14 protein-coding genes are annotated in these 14,262 nt (G+C 53.7%); 5 read left to right on the top strand and 9 right to left on the bottom strand.

Features of this window, described 5'->3' with window-relative positions; genetic code table 11:
- Nucleotides 1-199: 199 nt before the first annotated feature.
- Entirely contained in the window at nucleotides 200-1,153 is a 954-nt protein-coding gene (gene metR, locus WC1_RS00910; protein ID WP_003841224.1) for an HTH-type transcriptional regulator MetR, read from the top strand.
- On the opposite strand, the gene WC1_RS00915 is transcribed toward metR, so the two are convergent.
- The 3 genes from WC1_RS00915 to pldB form a co-directional block, all read right to left on the bottom strand.
- Complete coding sequence (locus tag WC1_RS00915) at nucleotides 1,041-1,940, bottom strand: carboxylate/amino acid/amine transporter (RefSeq protein ID WP_003844634.1); 900 nt, start codon at nucleotides 1,938-1,940, stop codon at nucleotides 1,041-1,043. The two genes, metR and WC1_RS00915, sit on opposite strands and share 113 nt — an antisense overlap.
- A 75-nt stretch (nucleotides 1,941-2,015) precedes the next feature.
- Complete coding sequence (gene yigL / locus WC1_RS00920) at nucleotides 2,016-2,816, bottom strand: sugar/pyridoxal phosphate phosphatase YigL (protein WP_016151240.1); 801 nt, start codon at nucleotides 2,814-2,816, stop codon at nucleotides 2,016-2,018.
- A gap of 15 nt (nucleotides 2,817-2,831) precedes the next feature.
- Nucleotides 2,832-3,848: a lysophospholipase L2 gene (gene pldB, locus WC1_RS00925; RefSeq protein WP_003017911.1), complete on the bottom strand. Its 1,017-nt coding sequence runs from the start codon at nucleotides 3,846-3,848 to the stop codon at nucleotides 2,832-2,834.
- Between the two features lie 110 nt (nucleotides 3,849-3,958).
- Between pldB and rhtB the strand changes: the two genes are divergently transcribed.
- Both rhtB and WC1_RS00935 read left to right on the top strand, forming a co-directional pair.
- The gene (gene rhtB, locus WC1_RS00930) at nucleotides 3,959-4,579 is read left to right on the top strand and encodes a homoserine/homoserine lactone efflux protein (protein ID WP_003841220.1); all 621 of its coding nucleotides are present in this window, start codon (nucleotides 3,959-3,961) and stop codon (nucleotides 4,577-4,579) included.
- 162 nt (nucleotides 4,580-4,741) lie between these two features.
- A complete protein-coding gene (locus WC1_RS00935) occupies nucleotides 4,742-5,626 on the top strand; it encodes an Rpn family recombination-promoting nuclease/putative transposase (RefSeq protein WP_016151239.1) in 885 nt (294 codons plus the stop codon).
- A gap of 38 nt (nucleotides 5,627-5,664) precedes the next feature.
- On the opposite strand, the gene rhtC is transcribed toward WC1_RS00935, so the two are convergent.
- The 3 genes from rhtC to pldA all read right to left on the bottom strand — a co-directional run bounded on the left by rhtC (nucleotide 5,665) and on the right by pldA (nucleotide 9,136).
- Nucleotides 5,665-6,285: a threonine export protein RhtC gene (gene rhtC / locus WC1_RS00940; RefSeq protein WP_003828942.1), complete on the bottom strand. Its 621-nt coding sequence runs from the start codon at nucleotides 6,283-6,285 to the stop codon at nucleotides 5,665-5,667.
- A gap of 63 nt (nucleotides 6,286-6,348) precedes the next feature.
- Nucleotides 6,349-8,178, bottom strand: a complete 1,830-nt coding sequence (recQ, locus tag WC1_RS00945) for an ATP-dependent DNA helicase RecQ (RefSeq protein WP_032948216.1) — start codon at nucleotides 8,176-8,178, stop codon at nucleotides 6,349-6,351.
- Nucleotides 8,179-8,266: 88 nt separating this feature from the next.
- Nucleotides 8,267-9,136, bottom strand: a complete 870-nt coding sequence (gene pldA, locus WC1_RS00950) for a phospholipase A (RefSeq protein WP_003017916.1) — start codon at nucleotides 9,134-9,136, stop codon at nucleotides 8,267-8,269.
- A 165-nt stretch (nucleotides 9,137-9,301) separates the two neighbouring features.
- On the opposite strand from pldA, the gene yigI reads away from it, so the two are divergent.
- Complete coding sequence (gene yigI, locus WC1_RS00955; RefSeq protein ID WP_003017917.1) at nucleotides 9,302-9,769, top strand: acyl-CoA thioesterase YigI; 468 nt, start codon at nucleotides 9,302-9,304, stop codon at nucleotides 9,767-9,769.
- Nucleotides 9,770-9,820: 51 nt separating this feature from the next.
- Nucleotides 9,821-10,714: an EamA family transporter RarD gene (gene rarD, locus WC1_RS00960; protein ID WP_003841213.1), complete on the top strand. Its 894-nt coding sequence runs from the start codon at nucleotides 9,821-9,823 to the stop codon at nucleotides 10,712-10,714.
- Nucleotides 10,715-10,787: 73 nt separating this feature from the next.
- Here the strand turns inward: rarD and corA are convergent, their stop codons facing one another.
- From corA to uvrD, 3 genes are all read right to left on the bottom strand, one after another.
- The gene (corA, locus tag WC1_RS00965) at nucleotides 10,788-11,738 is read right to left on the bottom strand and encodes a magnesium/cobalt transporter CorA (RefSeq protein WP_003017920.1); all 951 of its coding nucleotides are present in this window, start codon (nucleotides 11,736-11,738) and stop codon (nucleotides 10,788-10,790) included.
- A gap of 153 nt (nucleotides 11,739-11,891) precedes the next feature.
- On the bottom strand, nucleotides 11,892-11,948 hold the full coding sequence (gene ysgD / locus WC1_RS25040) for a YsgD/CorL family protein (RefSeq protein ID WP_212723238.1): 57 nt from the start codon (nucleotides 11,946-11,948) through the stop codon (nucleotides 11,892-11,894).
- Between the two features lie 148 nt (nucleotides 11,949-12,096).
- The gene (gene uvrD, locus WC1_RS00970; protein WP_003017922.1) at nucleotides 12,097-14,259 is read right to left on the bottom strand and encodes a DNA helicase II; all 2,163 of its coding nucleotides are present in this window, start codon (nucleotides 14,257-14,259) and stop codon (nucleotides 12,097-12,099) included.
- Nucleotides 14,260-14,262 lie beyond the last annotated feature (3 nt).

Here is a 14,262-nt window from a genome sequence, read left to right as displayed (position 1 = left end):
TTGAATTTAGGGAAGGCGGCAAGTTTACTCATCCCCAGGAGCTTACTGAAGTAAGTGACTGGGGTGGGGAAACTAAGCCAACGCACCATAAATTTAAAAGACGAAGGATTTTAGCCGTCCAGATGTTTACACATCCATAATTGGCGGTTACTGTATATTCCTCAAGCGCAATTTGTTCATGCCGAAGTGAAGGACTTTCATGATCGAGATTAAACACCTGAAAACGCTCCAGGCGTTGCGGAATAGCGGTTCGCTGGCAGCCGCCGCGGCGACGTTGCATCAGACCCAATCCGCTCTTTCTCACCAGTTCAGCGATCTGGAGCAGCGCCTTGGCTTTCGACTTTTTATCCGTAAAAGCCAGCCTCTGCGCTTTACGCCGCAGGGAGAAATCCTGCTGCAGTTAGCCAATCAGGTGTTGCCGCAAATTGGTCGTGCGCTGCAGGCTTGCAACGAACCGCAGCAAACCCGGCTGCGAATCGCAATTGAATGTCACAGTTGTATTCAATGGCTGACGCCCGCGCTGGAGAATTTTCGTGCCAACTGGCCACAGGTGGAGATGGACTTTAAATCCGGCGTGACGTTCGATCCGCAACCAGCGCTACAGCAGGATGAGCTGGATCTGGTGTTAACCTCCGACATTCTGCCGCGCAGCGGATTGCACTACTCACCGATGTTTGATTTTGAAGTCCGCCTGGTACTGGCGCCTGACCATCCGTTGGCCAGCAAAACGCAAATCACGCCGGAAGATTTGGCCAGCGAGACGCTGCTCATTTACCCGGTGCAACGGAGTCGACTGGATGTCTGGCGACATTTTTTACAGCCTGCAGGCGTGAGCCCGTCGCTGAAGAGCGTGGATAACACCCTGCTGCTGATTCAGATGGTTGCAGCCAGAATGGGTATCGCGGCGTTACCGCACTGGGTGGTGGAGAGTTTTGAACGCCAGGGTTTAGTAGTGACTAAAACCCTGGGTGATGGATTGTGGAGCCGACTGTACGCCGCCGTGCGTGATGGCGAGCAGCGACAGCCGGTCACTGAAGCGTTTATTCGCTCAGCGCGGAATCACGCCTGCGATCATCTGCCGTTTGTGCGGAGTGCGGAACGACCCACTTTCGATGTACCCACAGTGAGGCCACTATCACAGCCGCGCCAATGATGAAGCTTGGCCAGTGAGGCTGTTGATGCCAGATAGCCAGGTTAACCAACAGCCCGGCCGGCACATGCATATTGTTCATGATGCCCAGCGTACCGGCATCCACCTGGGTCGCGCCGTAGTTCCACATAAAGTAACCAATGCCGGACGCTGCCACGCCAAGAAAGACCAGGATACCCCACTGTAGCGTAGTGGTAGGCATTTTCTGCGCATTGCCCAGCATGAACCAGGCCACGACAGCCACCATAAAGGCCCCCATATAAAACCAGGCAAAAGCGTTATGCTGTGGCATTGGGCGGGTTTCCATCAGACGCTTGTAGCCCACCATACCGATGGCAAAACTAATGTTGGAAAGCTGCACCAGCAGCAGGCCAGTCCAGAAGTGGCTGGTTACCTGATCGTAACGAATAATCCCCGCGCCAATCACCGCCAGTAACGCACTAAAGGCATAACTCCAGCGCAGACGACGTCCGCTCATCAGGTCATAAATCAGCGTGATGTAGAGCGGCGTCAGCACGGTGAAAAGCAACAGCTCTGAAACCGTCAGATACAGGTAGGCGTGAAAACTCAGCATATACATAATGCCAAGCTGCATGGCCCCCACCAGCATATACAGCGCGATCGTTTTTACGCTGTGCCCGCGGGTACGTAAAAACGGCAGGAACACCAACGCCGCGAGTCCAACGCGCACCAGCACCGCAAAATAGCTATCGACATGACCAGCAAGGTACTCGCCAAACAGGCTGAAGGAAAAGGCCCACAAAATAGTGGTAATGATGAGTAGCGCCACAATGGATGTCTCTTAGAACAGGGAACATCCATTGTAGCGGAGAGTTTAGTTGACAACTGGTCAACTAAAGAACAATTACTTTAAAAAGAAATCGCGCAGGTAGTGCGGCACGGCATCGTCAGCATTAAGACCAATGACTTCCAGTTCTGGGTGCAGATCCTTCAGGCGCTGGTGGGCATTGCCCATGATGCAGCCTTTGCCCGCCATGGAGAGCATTTCCGCATCGTTCATCCCATCGCCAAAAGCGATGCAGTCTTTCAGGCTGTAGCCCATCGCTTTCGCTACCGCTTCCAGCGCATGACCTTTCGACACGCCGCCCGCCATGACTTCCAGACAGGTAAGCGTAGAGAAGCTGACGTTGACGCGATCGCCCCAGCGGGCGTTAATCGCCTGCTCCAGCGGTAGCAGTCTTTCGTGAGAGTCGGTGGTGAAGAACACTTTGCTGACACCTTCAGGCTCCAGTAATGCAGGTTCAAACAGGGAATAGTTAAACACTGCTTCTTTGAAGAATCGCATTTCGTCCGGACGATGGCGATTCATAAACCATTCATCATCGCGATAAACGTTGGTCACGATGTCCGGATTTGCATTCACTACGCCAAACAGGTCGCTGGCAATGTCGCGATCCAGGTTATGGGAAAAAACCAGATTCCCGTCAGAATCATGCACCCGCGCGCCGTTGGACGTGATCATGTAGGTTTTAATGCCGAGGTTATCGCGAATTTGCCCCACATCAACATGATGACGGCCAGTCGCAAACACGAAGTTAACGCCGCGAGCGGTCAATAACTTCAGCGTCTCTTTGGCATAAGGGGACAGAGTATGGTCGGGGGAAAGCAGCGTACCGTCTAAATCAGACGCAACAACCTGATACATAAGAAAATTCAACCTCTAGGCAAAGCGGGTTCCGCTGGATGAGTTATGTTTGTCGAAAAATTCGACAATAGCGTTAAGCGCGACTGAGCGCATGGCGTCCTTTTCAAAAAGGATCTCATGGTACGCGCCTTTTATGACAAGCGGCTGACCTCCTTCTACAGGATGGCCCGCTGCGGCGCGGAGTTCACAAAAACGATCGTGCATGCGGTTATCCACTACACGTTCTTCTTCAGCCTGAATCAGCAGCGTCGGCGTCGCATCATCCCCAGCGCCAGCCAAAACCTGTTCACCAGCCAGAATCCCTTCGCGTACCCAGTGATAGGTGGGACCACCAACGCGCAACCGCGGCTCATCAGCATAGAAGCGTAGATTGCGCCGATAGCGCTGTCGACTATGGGTTAACGCATTCATACCGAACGGCAGCGCCCGCCAGCGCCCGGTTCCCATCGCATAGCCTTCGCGGATCCGCGGATGCCCTTCAGCCCAGTCCAGAATGTGGCGCACCATCCAGTCGGGAAAGCGCATCACAATACCAAACATCGGTGCACAAAGCGCGATGGCATCACACTGATTCGGGTGGCGCTGCAGGAATAACGTGGCAATCGCCCCGCCCATTGAATGCGCCAGGATATAGCGTTTTCTCCACGGGCCGGGTAGCACCTCCTGCTGCCAGAAGGCGGTTAGATCGTCGACATAGTCATTAAAGTTATCGACATGACCGCGATGTGGATCCGAAAGCATTCGCCCGGAACGCCCCTGACCACGGTGATCGATAATGAGCACGTCAAAACCAGAATGAAACAGGTCATACGCCAGTTCAGCGTATTTCACATAGCTTTCAATGCGTCCAGGACAGACGACGATGACGCGATCGTTTTTTTCTGCATGAAAACGCACAAAATGTACGGGGATATCATCCACGCCCGTAAATTCCGCTTCTTCCCGCTGACGCCAGAAATCTGTCAGTGGCCCCATGGAAAAAGCAGCAAACGCGTTTTCTCTTGTTTCCCAGTCTTTTTGCTGCTGAAACATCGGGTATCCAGCCTCGCTGACCAAGTAAAATCGTTTTTTTCGCCGTCGCTGATACAACCTAACGGCAGTAGCGTATTGTGGCATAAAAATAGACAATCCGGGAGTTTCTCATGACCTTTGAATGGTGGTTCGCCTACCTGCTGACCTCTATTATTTTGAGCTTGTCTCCAGGCTCTGGCGCAATCAACACTATGACCACCGCCATCAGCCATGGTTATCGCGGTGCCAGCGCGTCGATTGCAGGTTTACAGACCGGGCTGGGCATTCATATCGTTTTGGTTGGCGTGGGGCTGGGAACGCTATTTTCACGTTCGGTGATCGCATTTGAGGTGCTGAAGTGGGCGGGAGCGGCCTATCTGATTTGGCTGGGTATTCAACAATGGCGGGCTGCGGGCGCTATCGATCTGAACACCATGGCGAATACACAATCACGCAGGCGCCTGTTCAAACGCGCGGTCTTTGTGAATCTGACCAACCCCAAGAGCATTGTTTTTCTTGCCGCCCTGTTCCCGCAGTTTATCCTGCCGCAGGAACCGCAACTGATGCAGTACGTGGTGCTTGGCGTTACGACCATCGTGGTCGATATCATTGTGATGATCGGTTACGCGACGCTGGCCACGCGCATTGCTGGCTGGATTAAAGGGCCAAAGCAAATGAAGGCGCTGAACAAAGTGTTCGGTTCGCTGTTTATGTTGATAGGCGCCCTGCTGGCATCGGCAAGGCATGCCTAGCCAATGGAACGGCACTCGCAAAGAAATGCTAACAGTATGAGCGTCTGAATATGACTTTCCGTACTTAGCCGCAAAGGAGGAAAAGTCTTTTATTCTGTGCTGTTAGGTGTTGAATACCAGAGTAAGAATGCCGCCACTCTCACTTCTCACGGATGATGGACGATGGCGGAAGCAACGACACCCCATGACGCAGTATTTAAGACCTTCCTCTCCCGCGTGGAAACCGCGCGGGACTTTATCGAACTTCATCTTCCTCCCTCGTTAATCAAAATCTGCAAACTGGAAACGCTCCGTCTGGAATCAGGCAGTTTTGTGGAGGACGATCTGCGCCCCTATTTCAGCGATATTCTCTACTCACTGGAAACCACCAGCGGGCATGGCTATGTACATGTGCTCATCGAGCATCAAAGCTCACCTGACAAGCATATGTCATTTCGCCTGATGCGCTACGCTATCGCCGCGATGCAACGTCATCTTGAGGCTGGAAACGACACTCTACCGCTGGTGATTCCAGTGCTCTTTTACCATGGCAAGCAAAGCCCATGGCAAGGCTCAATGAACTGGCTGGATCACTTTGAGGATTCGGGAACCGCCCTTCAACTTTACAGCACACCGTTTCCGTTGGTGGATGTGACGGTTATTCCAGATGATGAAATCATGCAGCATCGCAGTATGGCGGCGCTGACATTAGTGCAAAAGCATATTCGCCAGCGCGACATGGCACAGCTGCTGGATAAACTTACCCGCCTGTTTATGCTGGAGAAGATGAGCGGACAACAAATAACCGTGCTGGTAAACTACATGGTGCAAGCAGGGAATACACAAGATGTTCAGACATTACTGTATAAGCTGGCACAGCGTGTGCCGCAGCATGGAGACAAACTGATGACAATGGCGGATCAACTAAAGCAGATAGGCCGTGAAGAGGGCAAACGCATTGCCCTCACTGATGTAGCAAAAGCAATGCTCAAGCGAGGTCTTGATACCGATGCGATTATAGAAATGACCGGCCTTTCGAAGGATGAATTACAGAAGCTTGCGCAATAAACCGTACTCCGCCTGGGACTCCCAGGCGGGTAACAAACTTAGCGCGAAATAATCAGGTGGATGCCGAAACCCGCGAACAGCGCCCCGGCAAAACCGTCAATCCACTTCGCCAGGCGCTGATAGCCACGACGCATCTTCGGCAGCGCAAACAGGCTGGCAACCACGGTAAACCACGCCAGCGTTTCCACAATAATCAGGGCAAAAATCCCCCAACGCGCTCCCGTTCCGACGTTGTCGCCAACAAATAACGAGAAGACGGAGCCAAAATAGATAATGGCTTTAGGGTTCGCCAGATTGGTCAGCAGGCCTTTCAAGAAGCTGCGTCCGCTCTGCGCCAGCTCAACCTGCGGAGTGGGAGCTGCAACATCCTGTTTTTTAAACGCGCCGCGCAGCATCTGATAACCCATCCAGCACAGATACAGACCCCCACCTACCATAATAATGGTGTGCAGCCAGGCCATTTTTTCGATAATCAGATGCAGGCCGAGCAGTGCCACGCCAGCCCAGACCATGACGCCGCAGGTAATACCCAGCACGCCCATCATCGCCTCTTTGCGCGAACGGCTAACCGCAGTTTGAGAAACAAAAAAGAAATCGGGACCGGGGCTCATCAGCGCAACGATATGCACCAACGCAACGGTGAAAAATAGCGTTAACATAAAAATGACTCGCGGGGGAATAGTTCAGTGAGTCACCATCCTGGCACTTTTTTGCCCTGCTGACTACTCTTCGTCATCACCATCAACGTGTGCGCGGATAAGCGCCATAAACTCTTTGCCAAAACGTTCAAGTTTACGCATTCCCACGCCGTTGACGCTCAGCATTTCACTCGGTGAAACCGGCATTTGTTCGGCCATTTCAATCAACGTAGCGTCGTTGAACACCACGTACGGCGGGATGTTCTCTTCATCGGCAATGACTTTACGCAGCTTACGCAATTTGGCGAACAGTTTGCGGTCATAGTTGCCGCCGAAGGATTTCTGCATCGCGCGCGGTTTCAGCGCCACAATACGCGGCACGGCAAGCTGTAGTGGAACTTCACCGCGCAGCACCGGACGCGCGGCTTCGGTTAACTGTAACGCGGAGTGATGAGCAATATTCTGCGTCACCAGGCCCAGGTGAATAAGCTGGCGAATAACGCTCACCCAGTGTTCGTGGCTTTGCTCGCGACCAATGCCATAGACCGGCAGTTTGTCATGAGCCAGTTCGCGAATACGCTGGTTATTCGCTCCGCGCAGCACTTCCACGACGTACCCCATGCCGAAGCGTTGGTTAACACGGTAAATCGTCGACAGCGCTTTACGCGCATCCATGAGTCCGTCGTACTGCTTTGGCGGATCGAGGCAGATGTCGCAGTTACCACACGGCTCCTGACGCCCTTCGCCAAAATAATTCAGCAGCACCAGGCGACGACAGGTTTGTGCCTCGGCAAACGCCCCCATCGCATTGAGCTTATGCCGTTCGATATCCAGCAGTTGCCCAGCGGGTTTCTCTTCGAGGCAACGGCGTAGCCATGCCATATCAGCTGGATCGTAAAACAGCATCGCTTCCGCCGGTAGACCATCACGCCCGGCGCGGCCGGTTTCCTGGTAATAGGATTCGATATTGCGCGGAATGTCGAAATGCACCACGAAGCGTACGTTAGGTTTGTTGATCCCCATACCGAACGCCACGGTCGCCACCACGATTTGCAGGTCGTCGCGCTGGAATTTCTCCTGCACCTCGGCGCGTACGGCATTTTCCAGCCCGGCATGATAAGCCCCGGCGCTGATGCCACGGCTTTGCAGACGCGCGGCGGTGTCCTCGACTTTAGCGCGACTGTTACAGTAGATAATGCCAGACTTACCGCGCTGCTCTTGCACGTAGCGCATCAGCTGATCGAGCGGCTTAAACTTCTCCATCAACATGTAGCGAATGTTCGGGCGGTCAAAGCTGCTGATCTGAATTAACGGGTCGTTGAGTCCCAGCAGACGCACAATATCCAGCCGGGTTGTCTCATCCGCGGTCGCGGTCAGCGCCACAAACGGCAGGGTTGGGAAACGTTGGCGCAACTGTCCCAGCGCCGCGTATTCGGGGCGGAAATCATGCCCCCACTGCGAAATACAGTGCGCTTCATCAACCGCCAGCAGCATCGGATTCCAGTGCGCCAGATGCTCAAGGAAGTTATCCAGCATCAGACGTTCGGGCGCAATGTACAGTAAGCGAATCTGTCCTGTACGACAGCCTGCCATCACCTCAAGCTGCTGCTCACGACTTTGAGTAGAGTTAAGGCACGCCGCCGCCACGCCGTTGGCCAGCAGTTGATCGACCTGATCCTTCATCAAGGAAATCAGCGGAGAAACAACAACGGTGAGTCCGTTTAGCAATAATGCGGGAATTTGATAGCACAGGGATTTACCGCCGCCGGTCGGCATAACGACCAGGCAGTCGCGACCAGAGAGCACGGTATCAATGATTTCTTCCTGACCAGGGCGAAACTGTTGGTAGCCAAAGGTTTCTTGCAAAACCTGTTTAGCGCCCATTTCCAGATTCAACACTTCCGCCTGCGCCACATTAACCCCATTAGCCTGAAATAAAAACAGGCGCTATTTTCAGCGCCTGAGAGAGAAACTGCAACGATTAAAATACTCTCAATACTTATCAGAAGATATCGTTGAGCATCACGCCCACACCAACACGGGTCTGATTGAAGTTATAGTCAATCAGCGATTCGCCGTAACCGCTGTAAACCTGGGTGTAAAGACGCACATGCTTCGTAATGGGGTAACTGACACCCAACTCAGCGCCACCGTAACCGGTATTCCAGTTGTACTGACCTTTCGCACTTAAGACGGCGTCACCGAGGTGATAACCCAGTTTGAGCTGATAGTAGCCCATATATTTTGTGATATCCGGGTTATCATCAGTGCTGCCGATGACGTACCACGGCTTAACTTCCACCAGCCAGTTACCGTTTTCAGCCATCAGGCGAGTATAAAGACGGTTCCAGCTACGTGAAGTGGGATCGGAGCGGCCGTTAGAGTCATGGTTATAACCCATTTCGACATCACGAAGCGTCCAACCGGCAAAGCGGTAGTCGGTGGCGAAACCGAGGAACAATTGCGGTTCGTAGTTGGTTTCGCGAAACGGTGAAGACTCTTCACTGTTAGAAAGCTGCCACCAGGATTTCTGGGTATAGGAGCCGCCGAGTACCGAATTTGGGCCTAATATCCCGCGCCACAGCGGAAACGCCAGGCTTAGCTGAAACTTAACCTCATCTTTGCGCGCATTTTCGGACCAGCTATAGCTGCTGATCGCCTCTTTGTTCATGTCGCTGGTATTGGTGTAGATAAGATAGTTAGTGTCATAAGGATAAAGCGTGAAAGGGTTGTCATGTTCCTGCAGCATGTTGGCGATAATACTGCCACGAACCGCCGGTGCATCATGAATCTCTTTCACTGTCGCTTCCTGCGCATACGCGGTCAACGGCAGCATGACTGCTGGTAGTAACCATCCCAGAATCGCCCGCATCGGTACTGTTCTCCTGAACCAAAATATTGATGAATTGTATAATTATCTGGCAAGTATTCTACATACTTAGCGAGTTCCTCGTTAGTTATCCCGTCCTAAAGTAGAAAACAACAAATAATAAGCATAGTATCAACATTTCATTAACCATTAGGATGTAGGGATCATATGTCTGCCGTACTTACTGCTGAGGAAGCGCTGAAGTTAGTGGGTGAAATGTTTGTCTATCATATGCCGTTTAACCGGGCGCTGGGACTGGAGCTTGAACGCTATGAGAAAGAATTTGCTCAATTAGCCTTTAATAATCAACCGATGATGGTCGGCAACTGGGCGCAAAGCATTTTGCATGGCGGCGTGATCGCCTCGGCGCTGGACGTCGCCGCCGGACTGGTGTGCGTTGGCAGTACGCTAACCCGCCATGAGACGATCAGTGAGGACGAACTGCGTCAGCGGATGTCACGCATGGGAACCATCGATTTGCGCGTTGATTACCTGCGCCCAGGGAGAGGGAATCGCTTTACCGCCACCAGCAGCCTGCTGCGGGCGGGTAATAAAGTCGCCGTGGCACGCGTGGAACTGCATAACGAAGAACAGCTTTATATTGCCAGCGCAACCGCCACTTATATGGTGGGGTAAGCAGCCAAAAAAAGGTAAACTGCTGTTACATTTCTGCAATGAGTTTTCCCGATGGATGCTAAACAAACGCGGCAGGGCGTGTTACTCGCTCTTGCTGCTTATTTTATTTGGGGTATCGCACCTGCCTACTTCAAGCTGATTTACTATGTCCCGGCGGATGAGATCTTGACGCACCGTGTCATCTGGTCATTTTTCTTCATGGTGGTGCTGATGAGCATCAGCCGCCAATGGTCGGGTGTCAAAACGCTGCTCCAAACGCCAAAGAAGATCTTCCTGCTGGCGCTCTCGGCGGTGCTCATCGGCGGAAACTGGCTGCTGTTCATTTGGGCGGTCAATAATCACCATATGCTGGAAGCCAGCCTCGGCTATTTTATTAACCCGCTGGTGAATATTGTGCTGGGAATGCTTTTCCTCGGCGAACGCTTTCGTCGCATGCAGTGGCTGGCGGTACTGTTAGCCGCATGCGGCGTGCTGGTACAGCTGTGGACCTTCGGATCGCTGCCAATCATCGCGCTGGGACTGGCGTTCAGCTTTGCGTTCTATGGCCTGGTGCGCAAGAAGATTGCGGTCGAAGCACAAACCGGCATGCTGATCGAAACCCTGTGGCTTTTACCCGTTGCAGCCATCTATCTGTTTGGCATTGCCGACAGCCCAACCAGCCATATGGGGCAAAACCCGATGTCGCTCAATTTGCTGCTGATTGCTGCGGGTGTCGTGACCACCATTCCGCTGCTGTGCTTTACCGGCGCGGCAACCCGCCTGCGTCTGTCGACGCTGGGTTTTTTCCAGTACATTGGCCCTACGCTGATGTTCCTGCTGGCGGTAACGTTCTACGGTGAAGTACCGGGTGCGGACAAGATGGTCACTTTCGCGTTTATCTGGGTCGCGCTGGCGATTTTCGTGATGGATGCGATTTATACGCAACGACGGGTTCGTCGGAGCTAGGGGATTGCCGGATGGTGCTTCGCTTATCCGGCCTACAAAAGCACATCACCGTAGGCCGGATAAGTCACCGCCATTACAGCCAGTTCTTGCGCTTAAAGTACAGATACGGCGCCAGACCGGCGAGCATCATAAAGACAATCGCCCCAGGATAACCAAAGCTCCAGTGCAGTTCCGGCATGAACTCAAAGTTCATCCCATAGCTGGACGCCACCAGCGTCGGCGGCAGGAACACCACAGAAACCACCGAGAAGATCTTGATGATGCGGTTCTGCTCGATGTTGATAAAACCCATCGCCGCCTGCATCAGGAAGTTAACCTTCTGGAACAGCGATTCATTGTGCGGCAGCAGAGATTCGATATCGCGCAGGATCTCACGCGCCTGCTCCAGCTGACTGCCCGGCAACCGCGCTTTACGCACCAGGAAGTTCAGTGCACGTTGGGTATCCATCAGACACAAGCGTACCTTCCAGCCGATATCTTCCAGTTCCGCCAGCGTCGACAGCGCTTCGTCATATTCATCGCCCTGACGCCCTTCCATGATCACACGGCTGAGTTTTTCCAGGTCGCTGTAGATGTTTTCGATCTCATCCGCCAGCTGTTCAATTTTGGTTTCGAACAGGTCGAGCAACAGCTCGTAGGCATTGCCATCCACCATAGCCTGGTTACGCGCACGCATGCGGTACAGGCGAAAGGCCGGCAATTCGCGCTCACGCAGGGTAAACAGACGGCCTTCGCGAATAGTAAATGCGACGGTTGAGTTACCCGCGTGATCGTCGGCATCTTCATAAAAGAAGAAGGAGTGAATGTGCAGACCGTCTTCGTCTTCAAAAAAACGCGCGGATGCTTCGATGTCTTCCAGTTCAGGGCGCGTAGCCAGATTCTGGCCCAAGTCCTTTTGCACACGGTTTCGTTCTTCGTCATCCGGCTCGACTAAATCGACCCAAACCGAACTGGCCAGGTGCTCGATCTCGTCTGCCTCAAGGCGAGTTAAACGATTGTTTTCCAGTTGAAATGCGCTCAGCATGACCGGGACTCCCAATGCAAAAAATTATCGGACAGTTCGGAGGGCACACAGAAACAAATTGGGTTTCAGACCATTAAACAGCCTGACTCAGCGCGACGGGAAAAACAGAAGGTCGCTGACAACCGCGAAGGCTATCAGCAAAAAGGGATAGCCTTAGGAGTTGATCCTGGATGACAGGATAATGAGCCAGTATCTACTGGGTGTGTCCAAGGCGAATGTCCTCTTAGCGTAATCGTGCGCGCATGTTACGCCAGCAAAATTTTGACGTCAACACGCAACGAAACGCTAGCCTGGATAAATTACCTGCTCATCAGTAAGGCTAGCAGATCGTTACAAAATAATGATATTTTTCTGAAAGTTATACCGTTTCCAGTCGGGCATAGGCCGCCACCAGCCATTTGATCCCCTGCCCCTGGAACGCGACCTGCAAACGACTGTGCTCGCCGCTGCCTTCCAGATTGACAATGGTGCCCTCGCCAAACTTGGCATGGCGTACGCGCTGGCCAAGCTTATAGCCGGTATCGTTTTCCGCCATTGGCGTGCCCATTCGCTGATGGCTTACCGGGCGGCTGACCGTGGCGCGCAGACGTACCTCTTCAACACACGCTTCCGGCAGTTCACCAATAAAGCGCGACGGGCGATGGTAAACCTCTTTGCCGTACAGACGACGCGTTTCGGCGTAGGTCAGCGTCAGCTTTTGCATCGCGCGGGTCACGCCGACGTAGGCCAGACGGCGTTCCTCTTCGAGACGTCCGCCTTCGTCCAGCGACATCTGGCTGGGGAACATGCCTTCTTCCATGCCGACGATAAACACCTGCGGGAACTCCAGACCTTTCGCCGAGTGCAGGGTCATCAGCTGAACCGCATCCTGCCAGGTATCCGCCTGCCCTTCGCCCGCCTCAAGCGCGGCGTGAGACAGGAACGCCTGCAACGGCATTAAGTCTTCATCTTCCTCGTTGTAGCTAAACTGGCGCGTTGCCGTCACCAGTTCGTCTAAGTTTTCGATACGCGTCTGGCCCTTCTCGCCTTTTTCCTGCTCGTACATCATGCGCAGGCCGGAGTCTTTAATCACCCGGTCAGTTTGCACGTGCAGCGGCATATCGGCGGTCTCCTGGGCCAGTGCGTCAATCAGCTCCATAAAACGCTGTAAGGCGCTGGCAGCGCGCCCCGCGAGGGCTTTTTCCTGCAACAGCTCACGACAAGCCTGCCACAACGTTAGCTGGCGGTCACGGGAGGTCTGACGCACCACATCTAAAGTACGATCGCCAATCCCGCGGGTCGGTGTATTCACCACGCGCTCAAATGCGGCGTCGTCATTGCGATTAGCGATCAGGCGCAGGTAAGAGAGCGCATCTTTGATTTCCTGGCGCTCGAAGAAGCGCATCCCGCCATAAATCCGATACGGCATGCTGGCCTGTAACAACGCCTCTTCCAGTACGCGCGACTGGGCGTTGCTGCGGTACAGAATAGCGCATTGTTCAAGCGCGCCGCCGTTGTCCTGCCAGGTCTTGATGCGGTTAACCACAAAACGCGCTTCATCAAGTTCGTTGAACGCGCAGTAAAGCGAGATCGGTTCACCGTCGACACCGTCGGTCCACAGCTTTTTACCCAGACGCCCGTTGTTGTTCTCAATCAGGGCGTTAGCTGCGCTGAGGATATTGTTGGTCGAGCGGTAATTCTGCTCCAGACGAATGGTTTCTGCGCCCGGGAAATCGGTGAGGAAGCGCTGGATGTTTTCCACCTGCGCCCCGCGCCAGCCGTAGATCGACTGGTCGTCATCACCCACGATCATCACTTTACCGGTATCGCCCGCCAGCAGGCGGATCCAGGCGTATTGAATGTTGTTGGTATCCTGAAATTCGTCCACCAGGATATTGGTAAAGCGTTCGCGATAGTGCTGCAGGATATGCGGCTTGTTGAGCCACAGTTCATGGGCGCGCAGTAGCAGCTCGGCGAAATCCACCAGCCCGGCGCGATCACACGCTTCCTGGTAAGCCTGATACACTTTCTGCCAGGTTTGCTCAACCGGGTTGCCATAGCTCTGCAGATGGTGCGGGCGCAGCCCTTCGTCTTTCTGACTATTGATAAACCACATCGCCTGACGCGGCGGCCACTGCTTCTCATCCAGGTTCATCGCCTTGATCAGGCGCTTGAGCAGACGCAGTTGGTCTTCGCTGTCGAGGATCTGGAAATCCTGCGGCAGGTTGGCATCCATATGGTGCGCGCGCAGCAGACGGTGCGCCAGACCGTGGAACGTCCCCACCCACATACCGCCCTGGCTGGTTCCCATGATCTGACCAATACGGTGGCGCATTTCCGCTGCCGCTTTGTTGGTAAAGGTTACCGCCATAATCGAATACGGCGAGTTGTTCTCTACCGTCAGTAACCAGGCGATACGGTGCACCAGCACGCGCGTTTTACCACTCCCCGCACCTGCCAGAACCAACATGTTGCTGCGTGGCGCGGCCACAGCCTGGCGCTGTTCGTCATTGAGGCTATCGAGCAGGTAAGAAACGTCCATTGG

The organism is Citrobacter sp. KTE30 (genome assembly GCF_000398825.1).
Classification (GTDB): domain Bacteria; phylum Pseudomonadota; class Gammaproteobacteria; order Enterobacterales; family Enterobacteriaceae; genus Citrobacter; species Citrobacter freundii.
Note: the sequence above shows the minus strand (reverse complement) of the source record. Positions and strands in the feature narration are given on the sequence as shown.

What these genes read in the sequence shown, in the direction of transcription:
- metR (WP_003841224.1), top strand. Translation starts at nt 200, where the DNA reads ATGATCGAGATTAAACACCTGAAAACGCTCCAGGCGTTGCGGAATAGC.
- yigL (WP_016151240.1), bottom strand. Translation starts at nt 2,816, where the DNA reads ATGTATCAGGTTGTTGCGTCTGATTTAGACGGTACGCTGCTTTCCCCC.
- pldB (WP_003017911.1), bottom strand. Translation starts at nt 3,848, where the DNA reads ATGTTTCAGCAGCAAAAAGACTGGGAAACAAGAGAAAACGCGTTTGCT.
- rhtB (WP_003841220.1), top strand. Translation starts at nt 3,959, where the DNA reads ATGACCTTTGAATGGTGGTTCGCCTACCTGCTGACCTCTATTATTTTG.
- WC1_RS00935 (WP_016151239.1), top strand. Translation starts at nt 4,742, where the DNA reads ATGGCGGAAGCAACGACACCCCATGACGCAGTATTTAAGACCTTCCTC.
- rhtC (WP_003828942.1), bottom strand. Translation starts at nt 6,285, where the DNA reads ATGTTAACGCTATTTTTCACCGTTGCGTTGGTGCATATCGTTGCGCTG.
- pldA (WP_003017916.1), bottom strand. Translation starts at nt 9,136, where the DNA reads ATGCGGGCGATTCTGGGATGGTTACTACCAGCAGTCATGCTGCCGTTG.
- yigI (WP_003017917.1), top strand. Translation starts at nt 9,302, where the DNA reads ATGTCTGCCGTACTTACTGCTGAGGAAGCGCTGAAGTTAGTGGGTGAA.
- rarD (WP_003841213.1), top strand. Translation starts at nt 9,821, where the DNA reads ATGGATGCTAAACAAACGCGGCAGGGCGTGTTACTCGCTCTTGCTGCT.
- corA (WP_003017920.1), bottom strand. Translation starts at nt 11,738, where the DNA reads ATGCTGAGCGCATTTCAACTGGAAAACAATCGTTTAACTCGCCTTGAG.
- uvrD (WP_003017922.1), bottom strand. Translation starts at nt 14,259, where the DNA reads ATGGACGTTTCTTACCTGCTCGATAGCCTCAATGACGAACAGCGCCAG.